The organism is Halorhodospira sp. 9621 (assembly GCF_022228055.1).
Classification (GTDB): Bacteria; Pseudomonadota; Gammaproteobacteria; order Nitrococcales; family Halorhodospiraceae; genus Halorhodospira; species Halorhodospira halophila_A.
The window spans coordinates 25,521-41,020 of the sequence record NZ_JAJNRD010000022.1 but is presented as its reverse complement, the minus strand read 5'-3'; the positions used below and the strand labels follow the sequence as shown (position 1 = coordinate 41,020).

At 70.9% G+C, this 15,500-nt stretch carries 16 protein-coding genes; 4 read left to right on the top strand and 12 right to left on the bottom strand.

Going from position 1 to position 15,500, the window contains the following annotated elements; translation table 11 throughout:
• Positions 1-26: 26 nt before the first annotated feature.
• Positions 27-803 (bottom strand): SDR family oxidoreductase, encoded by a 777-nt coding sequence (locus tag LRF89_RS10260; protein ID WP_201169504.1) that lies wholly within the window; start codon positions 801-803, stop codon positions 27-29.
• Positions 804-835: 32 nt separating this feature from the next.
• A complete protein-coding gene (metK, locus tag LRF89_RS10255) occupies positions 836-1,996 on the bottom strand; it encodes a methionine adenosyltransferase (RefSeq protein ID WP_201243061.1) in 1,161 nt (386 codons plus the stop codon).
• Positions 1,997-2,199: 203 nt separating this feature from the next.
• Here metK and gap point away from each other — a divergent pair, with 203 nt between their 5' ends.
• Entirely contained in the window at positions 2,200-3,210 is a 1,011-nt protein-coding gene (gene gap / locus LRF89_RS10250; protein ID WP_201169501.1) for a type I glyceraldehyde-3-phosphate dehydrogenase, read from the top strand.
• A gap of 122 nt (positions 3,211-3,332) precedes the next feature.
• On the opposite strand, the gene LRF89_RS10245 is transcribed toward gap, so the two are convergent.
• From LRF89_RS10245 to LRF89_RS10215, 7 genes are all read right to left on the bottom strand, one after another.
• A complete protein-coding gene (locus LRF89_RS10245; RefSeq protein ID WP_201169498.1) occupies positions 3,333-4,028 on the bottom strand; it encodes a Crp/Fnr family transcriptional regulator in 696 nt (231 codons plus the stop codon).
• Positions 4,029-4,152: 124 nt separating this feature from the next.
• A complete protein-coding gene (locus tag LRF89_RS10240) occupies positions 4,153-5,040 on the bottom strand; it encodes a phosphoribosylaminoimidazolesuccinocarboxamide synthase (RefSeq protein ID WP_201169495.1) in 888 nt (295 codons plus the stop codon).
• A 10-nt stretch (positions 5,041-5,050) separates the two neighbouring features.
• A complete protein-coding gene (locus tag LRF89_RS10235) occupies positions 5,051-6,484 on the bottom strand; it encodes an FAD-binding domain-containing protein (RefSeq protein WP_201169492.1) in 1,434 nt (477 codons plus the stop codon).
• A gap of 3 nt (positions 6,485-6,487) precedes the next feature.
• Entirely contained in the window at positions 6,488-7,384 is an 897-nt protein-coding gene (locus tag LRF89_RS10230; RefSeq protein WP_201169489.1) for a MerR family transcriptional regulator, read from the bottom strand.
• Positions 7,377-8,600, bottom strand: coding sequence for an SAM-dependent methyltransferase (locus tag LRF89_RS10225; RefSeq protein WP_201169486.1), 1,224 nt, complete (start codon positions 8,598-8,600; stop codon positions 7,377-7,379). The genes LRF89_RS10230 and LRF89_RS10225 overlap by 8 nt, the downstream gene beginning before the upstream one ends.
• Entirely contained in the window at positions 8,597-9,361 is a 765-nt protein-coding gene (locus tag LRF89_RS10220; RefSeq protein WP_201169484.1) for a DUF1365 domain-containing protein, read from the bottom strand. The genes LRF89_RS10225 and LRF89_RS10220 overlap by 4 nt, the downstream gene beginning before the upstream one ends.
• Positions 9,358-10,695, bottom strand: a complete 1,338-nt coding sequence (locus LRF89_RS10215; protein ID WP_201169481.1) for an FAD-dependent oxidoreductase — start codon at positions 10,693-10,695, stop codon at positions 9,358-9,360. Before LRF89_RS10215 ends, LRF89_RS10220 begins: the two co-directional genes overlap by 4 nt.
• 146 nt (positions 10,696-10,841) lie before the next feature.
• On the opposite strand from LRF89_RS10215, the gene djlA reads away from it, so the two are divergent.
• The 3 genes from djlA (at position 10,842) to LRF89_RS10200 (ending at position 13,681) form a co-directional block, all read left to right on the top strand.
• On the top strand, positions 10,842-11,648 hold the full coding sequence (djlA, locus tag LRF89_RS10210; protein WP_201169478.1) for a co-chaperone DjlA: 807 nt from the start codon (positions 10,842-10,844) through the stop codon (positions 11,646-11,648).
• A 79-nt stretch (positions 11,649-11,727) separates the two neighbouring features.
• On the top strand, positions 11,728-12,273 hold the full coding sequence (locus LRF89_RS10205; protein ID WP_201169475.1) for a macro domain-containing protein: 546 nt from the start codon (positions 11,728-11,730) through the stop codon (positions 12,271-12,273).
• Positions 12,266-13,681: a M20/M25/M40 family metallo-hydrolase gene (locus LRF89_RS10200; protein ID WP_201241478.1), complete on the top strand. Its 1,416-nt coding sequence runs from the start codon at positions 12,266-12,268 to the stop codon at positions 13,679-13,681. The genes LRF89_RS10205 and LRF89_RS10200 overlap by 8 nt, the downstream gene beginning before the upstream one ends.
• A 3-nt stretch (positions 13,682-13,684) precedes the next feature.
• Here LRF89_RS10200 and LRF89_RS10195 read toward each other — a convergent pair whose 3' ends face one another.
• The 3 genes from LRF89_RS10195 to LRF89_RS10185 are packed head-to-tail and all read right to left on the bottom strand — an operon-like array spanning position 13,685 to position 15,483.
• The gene (locus LRF89_RS10195) at positions 13,685-13,837 is read right to left on the bottom strand and encodes a hypothetical protein (RefSeq protein ID WP_201169471.1); all 153 of its coding nucleotides are present in this window, start codon (positions 13,835-13,837) and stop codon (positions 13,685-13,687) included.
• 2 nt (positions 13,838-13,839) lie between these two features.
• Positions 13,840-14,385 (bottom strand): lactoylglutathione lyase, encoded by a 546-nt coding sequence (gene gloA, locus LRF89_RS10190; protein WP_238633366.1) that lies wholly within the window; start codon positions 14,383-14,385, stop codon positions 13,840-13,842.
• A 33-nt stretch (positions 14,386-14,418) separates the two neighbouring features.
• Positions 14,419-15,483, bottom strand: coding sequence for a calcium/sodium antiporter (locus LRF89_RS10185; RefSeq protein ID WP_201169467.1), 1,065 nt, complete (start codon positions 15,481-15,483; stop codon positions 14,419-14,421).
• Positions 15,484-15,500: the final 17 nt, after the last annotated feature.

Genomic DNA, 15,500 nt, shown 5'->3' with positions numbered 1-15,500 from the left:
GCCAGGCCCGAAGGCCCGATGCGCCCCTACCAGGGGATGGGCTGCCCGTCCCAGGCGAAGAACCCGCCGCTGTCCGAGGCATCGAGGCCATCGATCACCGCCAGCAGCTGGCGCACCGTGCGCTGTGGCGGGAACAGCTGATCGGTCGGCACCCAGGCCTGGAACGGCGCCGAGAGATCCGTGTCCGTCGTCCCCGGGTGCAGCGCCACGCAGCTGACCTGAGGTGCCCGGCGCTCGAACTCCACCGCCAGGGTGCGGATGAACTGGTTCAGCGCCGCCTTCGAGCCCCGGTAGGCGTACCAGCCCCCCTTGCGGTTGTCACCGATCGAGCCCACCCGCGCCGAGATCGCCGCGAAGACCGCCGGATCGCCGTGCTCAAGCCGGGGCAGGAAGTGACGCGCGACCAGCAGCGGGCCGGCGGCGTTGACCTGAAACAGCGCGGAGAGCGCCTCTGGCGTGACCGCCTCCAGCCGCTTCTCCGGCCGGATCCGCCGGGCCCGGTCGTGCAGCAGCCCAGCGGCGTTGACCACCAGATGCAGCCGGCCTTGCGCCGCCGCCACCTCCGCCGCCGCGTCCTGGATGGTCGACTCCTCGGTCACGTCTAGGGTCAGCAGCCGCAGCCGTTGCGGATGGGCCTCGGCCAGCGCCTGCAATGCCTGCGCCCGCGCCGGATCCCGGCAGGAGGCCCAGACCCGCGCGATCCGATCCTGCGCCAGGCACTGCTCGACAAATTGCAGCCCGATGCCGCGGCTGGCCCCCTGGATCAGGACCTCACCGCCTTGCGGGATCCAGTTCAGTGCCATGGGTGTCCTCCTCGGGGCGTTCGTCGCCGCGGTTAGAGCCCGGCGTCGGCGGCCAGGGCCTGGGCGCGGTCGGTGCGCTCCCAGGTGAAGGCCTCGCCGTCGCGGCCAAAGTGCCCGTGGGCGGCGGTCATCTGATAGACCGGGCGCAGCAGCCCGAGGTCGCGGATGATGGCGTAGGGGCGTAGATCGAAGTGGCGGCGGACCAGTTCGGTCAGCCGGGCCCGCGGCAGCACCCCGGTCCCGAAGGTCTCCACCGAGATCGAGACCGGCTCCGCGACCCCGATGGCGTAGGCGACCTGCACCTCGCAGCGGCGGGCGAGACCGGCGGCGACCAGGTTCTTGGCCACGTACCGGCAGGCGTAGGCCGCCGAGCGGTCGACCTTGGACGGATCCTTGCCCGAGAAGCAGCCGCCACCGACGCGGGCGATGCCGCCGTAGGTGTCCACTACCACCTTGCGCCCAGTGAGCCCGGCATCGCCCAGCGGCCCGCCGACGACGAAGCGGCCGGTGGGGTTGATGTAGAAGCGGGTCCGCTCATCCAGCCAGCTCGCTGGCAGGGTGGGGCGCAGGATCTCCTCGATGACCGCCTCGCGCACCGTTTCCAGCTTCGCCGCCTCGCTGTGCTGGGTGGAGAGCACCACCGCGTCGATGGCCACCGGCTCGCCGTCGGCGTAGCGGCAGGTGACCTGACACTTGGCGTCGGGGCGTAGCCACGGCAGGCTGCCGGCGCGGCGGAGCCGGGCGTGACGCTCCATGAGCCGGTGGGCGTGATGGATGGGGGCGGGCATCAGGGCCGGGGTCTCGTCGCAGGCGTAGCCGAACATCAGCCCCTGATCACCGGCTCCCTGGCTCTGCGGGTCGTCGCGGTCGACCCCCCGGGCGATGTCCGGCGACTGCTGGCCCAGGGCGTGGAGAACCGCGCAGGTGTCGGCATCGAAGCCGAGCTGCGAGCCGCTGTAGCCGAGGTCGCGGACGGTCTCGCGAACGACCCGTTCGAAGTCGATGGACGCCGAGGTGGTGAGCTCGCCGAAGAGCAGCACCATGCCGGTCTTGATCGCCGTCTCGCAGGCCACCCGGGCGTGGGGGTCGGTGGCGAGGGCGGCGTCGACCACGGCGTCGGAGATTCGGTCGGCCATCTTGTCCGGATGGGCCTCCGAGACCGACTCCGAGGTGAAGAGGTAGTGATCATCCATGGCAAGCCCCTGACAAATCAGCTATCGCGCCAGCTAATTACCGGCATCCTCAATCTTGATGGCCTGTATCCCCGCAGCGCGGATGGATCGGTTACACTGCCGCGGTCGCCGTTTCGACGCAACGGACGCGGTGCAGGACGGCGGGGGCGCCGGCGAGTACCGCAGCAGATTCAAGATGAAGCGTAATTGAGGGAGGAGGATCCATGACCATCAACGTAGCGATCAACGGTTACGGGCGTATCGGCCGCAATGTCCTGCGCGCGCTCTACGAGAGCGGCCGCACCGACGAGATCCGCATCGTCGCCATCAACGACCTCGGCGACGCCGAGACCAACGCCCATCTGACCCGCTACGACACGGCCCACGGCCGCTTCCCCGGCGATGTGCAGGTGGAAGGCGGTGACCTGGTGGTCAACGGCGACCGCATCAAGGTCTGCGCCGAGCGCAACCCCGCCGACCTGCCGTGGAAGGACCTCGGGGTCGATGTCGTCATGGAGTGCACCGGGCTGTTCACCACCAAGGAGGCTGCCGGTGCCCACATCCAGGCTGGTGCCAAGAAGGTGGTGATCTCTGCTCCCGGCGGCAAGGACGTGGACGGCACCTTCGTCTACGGCGTCAACCATCAGCAGATGACCCCGGAGCTCGAGGTGGTCTCCAACGCCTCCTGCACCACCAACTGCCTGGCGCCCATGGTCAAGGCCATCCAGGACAAGATCGGGGTCGAGGCCGGCCTGATGACCACGGTTCACGCCTACACCAACGACCAGGTGCTGACCGACGTCTTCCACAAGGATCTGCGCCGCGCCCGCAGCGCCACCCATTCGCAGATCCCGACCAAGACCGGTGCCGCCGCGGCGGTGGGTCTGGTGTTGCCCGAGCTCAACGGCAAGCTCGACGGCTTCGCCATCCGCGTGCCGACGATCAACGTCTCGCTGGTGGATCTGACCTTCACCGCCTCCCGCGACACCAGCGTCGAGGAGGTCAATCAGGTGGTGAAGGCGGCCTCCCAGGGTGAGCTCGCCGGCGTGCTCGCCTACAACGAAGACCCGCTGGTCTCCATCGACTTCAACCACAACCCGTCGTCGAGCATCTTCGATGCCACCCTCACCCGCGCCATGGGCGGTCGCCTGATCAAGGCCTGCGCCTGGTACGACAACGAGTGGGGCTTCTCCAACCGCATGCTCGACACCACGGTGGCGCTGATGCGCGCCTGACCAGCTGCGGCATTCGCTGTAGCCACCGCCCCATCCGGCATCGCCGGGTGGGGCGGTTTTGGTTTTGCGATTCAGAAGCGGTTTTGGCGGCGGGCGCCGGGCGGGGGTGGCCCGCCGGGTGGCTAGGTGCTGCGGGCGCTTTCCACGAGCTGGTGGAGTTCGTCGGCGTCGAGCAGGCGCACGTGGCCGCCACGCTCCTCGAAGACCCGCTCGCGCTTCCAGCGCGCCATCACCCGGCTGACCGTCTCTACCCGCAGGCCGAGCAGGTCGCCTAGCTCGCTGCGCGACAGCGGCAGCGGCAGCCACTCGGCCTGGCAGCCGTGCTTGGTCTGCCAATGGAGCAGGAACGAGGCCACGCGCTCCTCGGCCTTGCGCGCACCCAGATCCAGGGCCAAGGTCTCGACCTCGTTGAGGGCGCGTCGCCACCGGTTGAGCAGGGCGTTGGTGAAGGTCGGATCGGCGGTGCGCAGCTGCTCCAGCAGGGTGTTGGGCAGCCGGCACAGGGAGACCGGGGTGAGCGCGATGGCGCTGTGGTGGTGGGCGTCGCCGAACAGCCCCTCGGCACCGAAGAAGTCGCCGCCGACCAGCAGGCGCACGATCTGCTCGCGCCCGCCGGGCTGGTTGCGCACCAGCTTGATGATGCCCTCGCGCAGGGTAAAGGCCGAGTCGGCGCTGCCGCCTTCCTGGTAGAGCACCGTCCCCGCCGGTTCGCGGAACTCCTGGGCCTGATCCTGAAGCTGCGCGACAGTCTGCGGGTCGATCTCGCCGAACAGCGCGACGGAGCGGATGGCGCAGTTCTCGCAGTCGCTTGGCTCCATGGGGATCCACTCCGCGGGGTTGATGCCCTGACGGGGTGACTCTACCACATTCGCGACGTCTGTATTGTGCATGATCAATTCTGCCCCGTGGGTCGGTCCATGGCCGCGGCTCCGCGGACGGCGCCTAGCGGGTGAGCAGGCGCTCGGCCTCGCGGTACTTATCCGCGGTTCTGCGGATCACGTCGTCGCTCAGGTGGGGCGCCGGCGGGCGCTTGTCCCAGCCCAGCGCCTCGAGGTGATCGCGGATGTACTGCTTGTCGAAGGCCGGGGGCGCAGTGCCGGGTTGCCAGGCGTCGGCCGGCCAGAAGCGCGACGAGTCCGGGGTCAGCAGCTCGTCGATGATCACCGGCTCGCCCTCCGGTGTGACGCCGAACTCCAGCTTGGTATCGGCGATGATCAGCCCGCGGGCTTCCGCGTGCTCGGTGGCCAACGCGAAGATCTCCAGGGCGATGGTGCGGATCCGTTCGGCCAGATCGGCGCCGATGAGCTCGACGGTCTGAGCGAACGAGATCGGCTCGTCGTGGTCGCCGACAGCGGCCTTGGTGGTCGGCGTGAAGATTGGTTCGGGCAGTCGGTCCGACTGGCGCAGGCCGCCGGGCAGGGCGACCCCGGAGACGGTGCCGTCCTGCTGGTAGGACTGCCACCCGGAGCCAGCCAGGTAGCCGCGGACGATGGCCTCCACGGGCAGTGCCTGCAGGCGGCGGACCACCACGCCGCGCTCGCGGACCTGATCGGCCTCTTCCGGGGCCACCACCGACTCCGGTGGGGTATCGAGCAGGTGGTTGGCGGCCAAGTGCCCAGTCTTGCGGAACCAGAAGTTCGAGACCCGGGTCAGCACCGCCCCCTTGTCGGGGATCGGGTCCGGAAGGATGACATCGAAGGCCGAGAGCCGATCGGTGGCCACGATCAGCAGCCGTTGGTCGTCCACGGCGTAGATGTCACGGACCTTGCCGCTGTGCAGCAGCGGCAAGCTCTGGATGCGGGTCTGGGAAACGGGCGTACTTGTTGTCATGCACCCTACCCTACCCGAGGGCCTGGAATGCTGCCAGCGCCTCCTTGCGGCTGGTGGCCAGATCGACCAGCGGCTCGGGGTAGTTGTGCCCGAGGCGCAGGCCGCAGCGCGCCCGGGTGTCGGCGGGCGCCGCCCAGGGTTGGTGGATATGGCTCTTGGGCAGGCCGGCGACCTCGGGGACCCACTGCCGGACATACTCGCCATCCGGGTCGAAGCGCTCGCCCTGGCGGACCGGGTTGAAGACGCGGAAATAGGGGGCGGCGTCGGCACCGCAGCCGCTGACCCACTGCCAGCCCATGCTGTTGCTGGCCAGATCCCAGTCCACCAGCGTATCGCGGAAGTGCGCCTCGCCGTGCTGCCAGGGCAGGCGCAGGTTCTTGACCAGGAAGGAGCCGACCACCATGCGCACCCGGTTATGCATCCAGCCGGTGGCCCAGAGCTCGCGCATGCCGGCATCCACCAGGGGTACGCCGGTCGCACCCCGGCGCCAGGCGTCGAGCAGGGCGCCGTCCGGATCCTCGCGCCAGGCGAAGCGGCCGAACCGCTTGTCGATGGGTGTGTCGTGCAGCTGCGGCTGCTGCCAGAGGAGGTGGTAGGCGAACTCCCGCCAGCCCAGTTCGGCAAGGAAGGTGTCCAGGGCCTCGGCCGCCGCCGGCTGCGCCTGCCGCGCGTCGTGTACGGCGTGCCAGAGCGTGCGGATGCTGACCTCGCCGAAGTGCAGGTGCGGCGACAGCCGCGAGGTCCCTGGTCGCGCCGGGTAGTCGCGCTGCTCGGCGTAAGCGGTTGCTGCCGTTTCCAGGAACCGCTCCAGGCGCTGCGTGGCGCCGACGGTACCGGGCTGCCAGGAGGCAGCCAGTTTTTCGTCCCAGCGGATACGCGGCAGCAACCCCAGTGCCTCCAGCGGCTGTGGTTCCGGGATGGCCTCCGGCAAACCGGGCAGTGCCGGGGGCGAAGTCGGACGTGGTGGATCCAGCTGCGCGCGGACACTGCGCCAGAAGGGGGTGAAGGCTCGGTACGGGGTGCCGCTGCGGTTGCGCACAGCGCTCGGGTCGGTGAGCAGGCCGTCGGGGAGGACCTCCAGGCGGGCCCCGATCCCGGCCAGCGCCTCGGCGACGGCAGCCTCCTGCTGTCGGGCCCACGGCTCGGCGATGGCCGTGCAGTAGACCACCGTGGCGTCGCTGATCTGCGCCCAGTGGCACAGCCGCTCGGCGCTCGATCCGCTGTCCAGGCAAAGCCGGCTGCCGGCGGCGGCCAGCTCGGCGTCCAGGGCGGCGAGGCTGTGGTGCAGCCACCACAGGCTGGCTGCGCCGGCGGCGGGTCGGGCTTCCTCCGGGGCGTGGATGTAGACCGGGGCGATGCGCTCCGCAGCCTGTGCGGCGCGGGCCAGGGCCGGCTGATCGGCCAGGCGCAGGTCCCGGCGCAGCCAGACAAGGGCGGTGCTCACGGCTCAGTCTCCCTGTTGCGGTGGGTGGCAGAGGCGGTCGATGACCTGGTGGGGCTCGCCGGCCAGGGCCCGCACCCCGGCCGGCAGGCCATCGGGCTGCTCAGCGGCCGGGCCGGTGACCGCCGTCTGGCCCGGCCAGCCGCCGGCCAGGTTGGCTACTGCCTCGTCCCAGGCTGCCGCCGGATGGGCGCCGCCGTAGAGCAGCAGGTGGTCCGCCGCAGCGCGGCGGGCCCCGGCATCGATGGCCGCCGCCGGCACCGCCTCGCCGAGCAGTACCGGGTGGTGGCCCCGGTTCAGGGCGGTCAGCGCCAGGATGCACAGGGCCACGCCGGTGACGCCGGTGGCGGGTCCCGGCTGCGCCGGTGCGGCCAGCAGCAGGCGCTGCCCCTGGCCCTGCGCCGGCGCCCGATTGGCCAGGTGCCCCAGGCGCCCGCGCAGGTAAGCGGCCAGCAGGTGCCCCTCGGCCACCGCCTCGGCATCGCCGGCCAGGCGCTCGCTGAGCACCGGCAGCAGAACGTGGCTCGCCGCCCGGTCCACCGGGTAGAGGCTGAGCAGCTCGCTCAGGGCGCCGTCCAGAGCGGCGGGCTCGAAACGCGCCAGGGCCCGGGCCAGGTGGCTGCGCCAGGCCGGCCAAGGCTCCTCACCGGCGGCGATCTCCTCGCCGCTCTCCTCGGCGGCGAGCGCTTCGCGGGCCCGGCTGATCAGCACCCCGCGGTCGAGGAGCTGGAGGATCCGCCGGATCCGCGCGATATCGCCCTCCGAGTAGAGGCGGTGGCCCTTGGCGGTGCGGTGTGGACGGATGAGTCCGTAGCGACGCTCCCACGCCCGCAGGGTGACCGGGTTGACGCCGGTGAACTCCGCGACGGTGCGGATCGGATAGACCGGCGTCTCGTCAGGCATGCGGGCGCCGGACCAGGAAACGCTGCAGATCGATGCGCCCGCAACGGAAGCCGCCCTCGCAGTAGCCGAGGTAATAGCGCCACATGCGCCGGAAGCGCTCGTCAAAGCCCTGTGCCCGGACCTGGTCGCTACAGGCGAGGAAACGCTCATGCCACGCCAGCAGCGTGTCGGCGTAATCACCGGCGTGGCTGGTCACCCGCTCGCAGTGCAGCCCGGCGGCGCCGAGGCCCTCGCGGACGTGGTGCTCGGTGGGCAGCATGCCGCCGGGGAAGATGTAGCGCTGGATGAAGTCCGGGCCACCGGTGTAGACCGGCCAGGATGCCTCGTCGATGGTAATGATCTGCAGCAGAGCCCGCCCGCCGGGGCGCAGGCAGCGGTAGACGGTGTCGAAGAAGGCGGGCCAGTGCTCCTGGCCGACGGCCTCGAACATCTCGATGGAGACGATGTGGTCGAACTGCCCGGACACCTCGCGGTAGTCCTGCAGGCGCAGATCGGCCCGGTCGTTCAGGTCCGCCTCGGCCAGCGCCGACTGCGCCCAGGCCAGCTGCTCGCGGGAGAGCGTCAGCCCGGTCACCGCCAACCCGGCACCGGCTGCCTCCCGGGCGAAACCGCCCCAGCCGCAGCCGATCTCCAGCACCCGCTCACCGGGCTGCGCGCCCAGCTCATCGAGGGTGCGCCGGTACTTGTTGCGCTGTGCGTCGGCCAGTGGCTGTTCGGGCTCGGCGAAGAGTGCCGAGGAGTAGGTCATGGTCTCGTCCAGCCACAGGCGGTAGAAGTCGTTGCCCAGGTCGTAGTGGTAGGCGATGTTGCGCCGGCTGCCGCGCAGGGTGTTGGCGCGCAGTCGGTGCAGCAGCCCGAGCAGGGCGCGGGTGTACCAGCGCCCTGCCGGCGTGGCGTTGTAGGCGTGTTCATTGCTGGCCATCACCTGGATCAGCGGCGCCAGCGCCGGGGTGTCCCACTCGCCGGCCATGAAGCTCTCGGCGAAGCCGATGTCGCCGCGGTGCAGGACGCGCGCGACCAGTCGGGCCGGCCGGTGCAGGGTCATCTCGGCAGCTGGGCCATCGATCTCGCCGCCGAACATCAGCGAGCGGCCGTCGGGCAGGTGCAGGCGCAAGGTGCCGGTGCGAAAGCGCGCCAGCCAACGGATCAGCGGCCGCGCTGCCAGCGGCACACCGGGTTGTGTGCGGGCAGATCCGGTTTGGCTGATCTGCGTCATCCAACGAGCTCCTTGGGTGATTCGGGTTTGCTGTGGAATCGGCCACCGCGCAGGTAGATCTTCAGCGCCTGCCAGTGGATGCCGACCAGGGCGCGGATCCCCGGCGGCGGCAGCCGGCCGAGGATGCGCAGCAGCTGACCGTCGGTCAGCGAACGGCGCTCACCGGTCTGCACCGCCGACAGGCGGCGCCCCTCCTCGCCATGGTAGCCGATGGCCACCGCCAGCGACTCGGTCAGCGCCGAGAAGCGGAAGCGGTACTCGCCGTCGACGGGCAGGAACGGCGAGACGTGAAAGACCTTGGTGGCCTGGCTGCGAATGGGGAAAGGCATGGGCGCCCCGTCCTGGTGGAGCAGGTAGCCGTAGACCTCGCCGAAGGTGTTGTGCACCTCGCAGAGCACGGCGCGCGGGCGCTCGTCCCGGTCGAGGCAGAACCACACCGACAGCGGATTGAAGGCGTGGTTGAGCACTCGGGGCACGGTCAGCAGCAGGACGCGGCCGTCCGCCGTGTCCAGGCCGCGCTCGGCCAGCACCGAATCGATCCACGGGCGCAGCGGCGTACCGTCCCGCGGGCCGTAGTCCCGATCGTGAAGGCTGATCGGCCCGCTGCGGTTGTAGGCGAATAGCCGGCACCGCGCATCCAGCGCCGGGAGGTCGTCAACGTCGAAGAGGAACGCGGCGTAGCGGTAGCGGAAATGGTACTGCGGCGCGATGCTGCGCCGGTGGGTGACCCCACCGACGTAGAGCGCAGGGGCTTCGATCATGCCGCCTCCCCCGCCGGCTGTCCGGCGGCCGCGGTGGCGCTGGCCGGGGCGGCCTGCGCCTCGCCGCCCCACGGCGGCGGGCAGCCGAGCTGCTCGGCGACGCGCACCGCCGAGCGCAGACCGTCCTCGTGGAAGCCGAAGCCGGTCCACGCGCCGCAGAACCACAGCCGGTCGCGGCCCTGGATCGCCGGCAGCGCGTCCTGGGCGGCGGCGGCGTCCCCGTCGAGGACCGGGTGCGTGAAGGCCAGCCGCCGCTGCACGTAGGCGTCGTCGATGGCGTCCACTGGGTTGAGGCTGACGAAGATGTTCTGCTCGCTGGGCACCTGCTGCAGGCGGTTCAGCCAGTAGGTGACCGAGACCGGGCGCCGGGATTGCTCGTCGGCGGCGCTGATGTGGTTCCAGCTGGCCCAGATGCGGCGGCGTTGCGGCATGGCCGAGGGGTCGGTGTGCAGCAGCGCCAGGTTGTCCTGGAAGCGGCATTGGCCGAGCAGCCGGGCCTCCTCGTCGGTGGGGGCGTCGAGCATGGCCAGCGTCTGGTCGGCGTGGGCGGCCAGGACTACCTCGTCGAACTCGCCCAGTTCGCCGTCGTCACCGCTCAGCCGCACGCCTCCTGCGTCTAGGCGCTGGACCCGACGCACCGGCGTGCTGGTGTGCACCGCGTGGAGGGCCGGCAGGAGCTGGTCGATATAGCGCCGCGCGCCACCGGGGACGGTGTGCCACTGCGGGCGGTCGGCCAGATCGAGCAGTCCGTGGTTGCGGAAGAAGGCCAGGAAGCGCCGGGCCGGGAAGGCGCGCAGGGTGCTCGGCGAGGCGGACCAGATCGCCGCGGCCATGGGCATCAGGTAGTGGCGGCGGAACCCGGGGCCGTACCCGCCGGCGTCCAGGTACTCGCCCAGTGGCAGGTGGTCGTCCAGGCTGCCGGCCAGATCGCGCTTGGCGCGGCGATTGAAGCGCAGGATGTCGTAGACCATGCGCAGGAAGCCCGGGCGGACCAGGTTGCGCCGTTGGGCGAAAAGCCCGCGCAGGCTCTCGCCGTTATACTCCAGGTCGTCGTCGCGGTCGGCGCAGGCAAAGGACATGTCCGAGGCCTGGGCCTCAATGCCCAGGTGGTCGAACAGGGCGCACAGGTGGGGGTAGTTGCGCGGGTTGAAGACCATGAACCCGGTGTCCACCGGGTGGTGGCCGTCGCTCAGGCGGGCGTCGATGGTGCAGGTGTGGCCACCGACGTAGTCCTCGGCCTCGAAGAGCGTGACCCGATGCCGGCCCGCCAGCAGCCAGGCGGCTCCGGCGCCGGCGATCCCTCCGCCGACGACTGCGACATGCTTGTCCGGCACGATGATTCCCCTTCTTGTTGGCAGCGTCCGTGTCCCCTAAGGGTCACCCGATCGACGAGCATTGTAAAACGCGGCCGGGGATGCAAGCGGGCTGCCCTCGACGCAGCCGCTCGGGTATCCTTGGCCCGCGCTGGAAGGTGAGGTGGATGCAGCAGCCGTACCGCATAGTTCGCCGCTGGTCGGGGCGGATCCTCGCCACCCTCGGCGGCTGGCTCATCGCCGGCTGGAGCGGGGCGGTGGCGGGCTTGGCCGTGGGGGCCCTGATCGATCTGTGGGTGCGCCTGACCCAGGTCGTGGGGCTGGTCTGGAGCGGCTGCGGCCTGGGCCGCACGCAGCGTCTTTTCCTCGGCGCTACGGCCCTGACCATGGGTCATCTGGCCAAGAGCGACGGCCGCGTCAGCGAGCAGGAGATCGCCGCCGCCCGCCGGGTGCTGGGAGAGCTGCCGCTGGACGAGCGTGGCCGCCGGCGGGCGATCACCATCTTCAACCGCGGCAAGGCGCCCGACGCCCCGCTGCGTCCTGTGCTTGGCCTGCTGCGGGTGGTTGGCCGCAACCGTCCCCAGGAGCTGGCCCGCTTTCTGGAGTTCCAGCTGCGCGTGGCGCTGGCTGATGGCGCCCTGGATGCGCCGCGGGAAAGACTGCTGCGCCGCATCTGGCACCAGGTGGGGGTGTCCCGGGCCGACCTCGACGCCCGACTGGCCGAGCTGCGCCGCGGCACGGTCCGCCGCGGCGTGCGCCCGACCCTGGACCACGCCTACCGGCTGCTTGGGCTCAGTCGCGGGGCGAGTAGTGACGAGGTGCGCAGGGCCTACCGGCGCGCGATCAGTCAGAGCCACCCCGACCGACTGATTGCCCGGGGCGTCTCGGAGGAGGAGCTGGAGGCCGCCGGCGAGCGGACCCGCCAGATCCGGGCCGCCTACGAGGCCATCCGTGAGGCCCGCGGCGGCTCCTGACTGCTACCTTCCCGGAAGAGGCCTTGTCACGTTGCCCCGGTGGCCAGCCGGTTGCCGGGCGCCGTTGTCAGGAGGGAGGATGCAGGCACGATTCGCGGATCTCATTGTAGAGACGCGGGTGGGGGACATTGCCGCCCAGGATGATTGCGATGCCGTGGTCAATGCCGCCAATGCCCAGCTGATGCCCGGCGGCGGGGTCGCCGGCGCGTTGCATCGCGCCGCCGGCCCGGAGCTGGCCGAAGCGTGCCGGCCGCTGGCGCCCATCCAGCCGGGGCAGGCGGTGATCACCTCCGGCTTCGCCCTGCCGAACCGGCACGTCATCCACTGCCTCGGGCCGGTCTACGGCGTCGACGAGCCCGGCGAGCAGCTGCTCGCCGCCTGCTACCGCAACGCGCTGCGCCGCGCCGAGGAGCACTGGCTGACCAGCCTGGCCATGCCGGCGTTGTCCACTGGTGCCTTCGGGTTTCCCATGGAGCGCGCCGCCCGCGTCGCCGTGGGCACCCTGCGCAGCACGGCGGCGCAGCTCCGGCACGTACGGCGCGCCTGCTTCGTCCTCGCCGACGAGTCAGCGCGCAGCATCCACGACCAAGTGATTCAAGAGCTGGCGGAGGAACAAGGTGGCTAACGTCCTGGAAACGCAGCGGGTGATCGATACCTGGAACCGGGAGGCCCTGCCGGCCCTGGAGCAGTTCGTGCGCATCCCGGCCCGATCGCCGCACTTCGACCCGGAGTGGGCGGCCAACGGCCACTTGGACCGGGCGCTGGAGCTGGCGGAGGCCTTCTGTCAGCGCCACCTGCCCGGTGCAGAGGTGGGCATCGAGCGGCTCGAGGGGCGGACCCCGCTGCTGTTCGTCGATCTGCCCGGAAGCGACGATTCGGCGGGCACTGCGTTGCTTTACGGTCACCTGGACAAACAGCCGGAGAATACGGGCTGGTCTGATGGCCTCGGTCCCTGGGAGCCGGTGGTGCGCGAGGGCCGGCTCTACGGGCGCGGTGCGGTGGACGACGGCTACGCCGTCTTCTCGGCGGTGGTGGCCATCGCCGAGTTGCAGGCGGCGGGGCTGCGCCATCCCCGCTGCGTGCTGGTCATCGAGGCGTGCGAGGAGAGCGGCAGTTTCGACCTGCCGGCCTACCTCGATGCCCTGGCACCGCGCATCGGCCAGCCGGATCTCATCGTCTGCCCCGACGCCGGGTGCGGGACCTACGACCGACTGTGGAATACCACCTCGCTGCGCGGCATGATCACCGGTACCCTGCGCGTGGATGTGCTCCGTGAGGGGGTGCACTCCGGCGACGCCGGCGGCGTGGTGCCGTCGAGTTTCCGCATCCTGCGCCAGCTCCTCAGCCGCCTTGAGGATCCCGAGACCGGCCGCGTACTGCCGCAGCTCTGCGGCGTCACCATCCCCGGTCTGCGCCGGCAGCAGGCCGAGCACGCCGGCGCCGTGCTCGGCGACCTGACTCGCGACCGCTACCCCTTCCTGCGCGGGGTCGAGGCGCAGTCCGAAGACCCCGCCGAGCGCATCCTCGATCGCACCTGGCGCGCCGCGCTGGAGGTGGTCGGTGCCGAGGGGCTGCCCCCGGTGGAGGCCGCCGGCAACGTGCTGCGCCCGTTCACCGCCACCAAGCTGGCGCTCCGCCTGCCGCCCACCGTCGATGCGGAGGCCGTGGCCGAGGGGCTGGAGACGCTGTTCTGCGAGGATCCGCCGGCCCGGGCGCGGGTGCGCTTCGAGCCCGATGCGGTGGCTTCCGGCTGGGCCGCGCCGGAGCCTGAGCCATGGCTCTCCGGCGCCCTGGAGGAGGCCTCGCAGGGCCACTTCGGAGCGGCACCGGTGCACATGGGCGAGGGCGGGACCATCCCGCTGCTCAACTGGCTGGAGCGGCGTTTCCCCGCGGCGCAGTACCTGGTCACCGGCGTGGCCGGGCCCGGCTCCAACGCCCACGGCCCGGACGAGTTCCTGCACCTCGACGCGGCTCGCCGGCTGACTGCCTGCCTGGGCGAGGTGCTGCATGCCCTCGCCGGTCGGCCGCGCTGAAGCTCAGATCGTCCGCGTAAAGGCGAGGATGGCCAGGATCAGCAGCACCGCCGCGAGGATGAACGCGGTGTTGCTGATCACCTCGGTGCGCTCGCGCACGGCGATGCCGGCGACGATCAGCACCGCCATCCCGAGCAGCATCAAAAGGCCGGGCATGATCAGCCCAGCCCCTGGCGTTCCAGCAGATCGGGCTGCACCACCTCGATCCAGTAGCCGTCCGGATCGCGAATGAAGGCGATGCCCTGCATCCGGCCCTCCTGAGGGCGCTTGACGAAGTCTACCTGCAGCGCCTCGAAGCGCTCGCAGGCGCTGTAGACGTCGGGGACGGTGATGGCGATATGGCCGAAGCCCTTGGGCTCGGTGTTGCCGTCGTGGAAGGCCACCTCCGGGTCGCTCTCGTCGCCCCAGTTGTGGGTCAGCTCCAGCACCCCCTCGCGGCCGAAGTTCCAGGTGGTGCGCGGACCATCCTCGCTGGGGACCTCGGCAGCCTGGCGGTCGTCCAGGAAGGCGAGGAAGTAGAGCGTAAAGCGCATCTCCTCGAAGTCCAGGCGGCGCACCAGGCGCATACCCAGTACCCGGGTGTAGAAGTCCAGGGAGCGCTGCGGATCCTTGATGCGCAGCATGGTGTGGTTGAGCTTGAAACCGTCGGTCTCCGGCTCTGGCTGCTCGCATAGGCCGGCGGCGGCGTCGAAGTGGCGGCTCATCGTCGGCTACTCCCAGAGGGTTCGGGTGTCACGTCAACTATACAACCCGCGGCGGTAGTCGCGCAGCTGCCGCGTGACGCCCACGGCCAGCGTGATCAGCGTCAGGGGCACCACGAAACCGAGCATCACGGCGCTGAAGGGGCCCAGGGCCTGGTGCTGCGCCGCGGCCAGGAACAGGAAGGCGCAGTAGGCGGCGTAATACCCAAGGAACAGCGCCCCCTCCCAGCGGGCGACGGTGTGCCCGGTGAAGAAAACGGGCAGGCAGGCGAAGGCGACGGCGAGCATCACCGGCAGGTCGAAGGCGAGGGCGGCGGCGTTCACCGTCACCCCGCCAGGCGCGGCCAGAGCGGCCAGGCCGAGGACGGCCAGGAGGTTGAAGATATTGCTGCCGACCAGGTTGCCGACCGCCATCTGGCGGTCGCCGAGCCGGTAGGCGCTGACCGTGGTGGCGATCTCCGGCAGTGACGTGCCCACTGCCACCAGGGTCAGGCCGATGACCAGATCGCTGATCCCCAGTGCCGCGGCCAGCGCCGCCGCCGCGTCCACCAGCAGGAAGGCGCCCACGGCCAGCAACGGGATGCCTATCACCAGTCGCAGCAGGGCCCCGGGGAGGCGTGCTGGAGCGCTCGGTTCGGCCTCGGCCGCGATTTGGCCCCGGTCCCGGGCCAGGGTCAGGGCCAGATAGCCGGCCAACCCGGTGAGCAGGATCACGCCGTCCAAACCGGCCAGCGTCCCGTCCCGGGCGAGGAGCAAGGTGAGCAGCGAGGCGGCCAGCATCACTGGCACGTGGATGCGGATCAGCCGCCGCGCGACGACGATCGGCGCGATCAGCGCCGCCAGTCCGAGCACCAGCAGGATGTTGGCGATGTTGCTGCCGACGACGTTGCCCAGTGCCAGATCGGCGGCGTGGTCGGTGAAGGCGGCCCGCAGGGTGATGGCCAGTTCCGGGGCGCTGGTGCCGAAGGCGACCACGGTCAGTCCGATGACCAGCGGAGCGAGGCCCAGCCGCCGGGCCAACTGGCTGGCGCCGCGGACGAGCAGCTCGGCACCGGCAATGACGCCGGCCAGCCCGGCGGCGAAGAGCAGTAGATCGGTCATGTCGGCCCGTTACGCAG

Excerpts from the sequence above, each read along its gene's own strand:
- LRF89_RS10260 (WP_201169504.1), bottom strand. The coding sequence starts at position 803 with ATGGCACTGAACTGGATCCCGCAAGGCGGTGAGGTCCTGATCCAGGGG.
- metK (WP_201243061.1), bottom strand. The coding sequence starts at position 1,996 with ATGGATGATCACTACCTCTTCACCTCGGAGTCGGTCTCGGAGGCCCAT.
- gap (WP_201169501.1), top strand. The coding sequence starts at position 2,200 with ATGACCATCAACGTAGCGATCAACGGTTACGGGCGTATCGGCCGCAAT.
- LRF89_RS10245 (WP_201169498.1), bottom strand. The coding sequence starts at position 4,028 with ATGGAGCCAAGCGACTGCGAGAACTGCGCCATCCGCTCCGTCGCGCTG.
- LRF89_RS10240 (WP_201169495.1), bottom strand. The coding sequence starts at position 5,040 with ATGACAACAAGTACGCCCGTTTCCCAGACCCGCATCCAGAGCTTGCCG.
- LRF89_RS10230 (WP_201169489.1), bottom strand. The coding sequence starts at position 7,384 with ATGCCTGACGAGACGCCGGTCTATCCGATCCGCACCGTCGCGGAGTTC.
- LRF89_RS10225 (WP_201169486.1), bottom strand. The coding sequence starts at position 8,600 with ATGACGCAGATCAGCCAAACCGGATCTGCCCGCACACAACCCGGTGTG.
- LRF89_RS10220 (WP_201169484.1), bottom strand. The coding sequence starts at position 9,361 with ATGATCGAAGCCCCTGCGCTCTACGTCGGTGGGGTCACCCACCGGCGC.
- djlA (WP_201169478.1), top strand. The coding sequence starts at position 10,842 with ATGCAGCAGCCGTACCGCATAGTTCGCCGCTGGTCGGGGCGGATCCTC.
- LRF89_RS10205 (WP_201169475.1), top strand. The coding sequence starts at position 11,728 with ATGCAGGCACGATTCGCGGATCTCATTGTAGAGACGCGGGTGGGGGAC.
- LRF89_RS10195 (WP_201169471.1), bottom strand. The coding sequence starts at position 13,837 with ATGCCCGGCCTTTTGATGCTGCTCGGGATGGCGGTGCTGATCGTCGCC.
- gloA (WP_238633366.1), bottom strand. The coding sequence starts at position 14,385 with ATGAGCCGCCACTTCGACGCCGCCGCCGGCCTATGCGAGCAGCCAGAG.
- LRF89_RS10185 (WP_201169467.1), bottom strand. The coding sequence starts at position 15,483 with ATGACCGATCTACTGCTCTTCGCCGCCGGGCTGGCCGGCGTCATTGCC.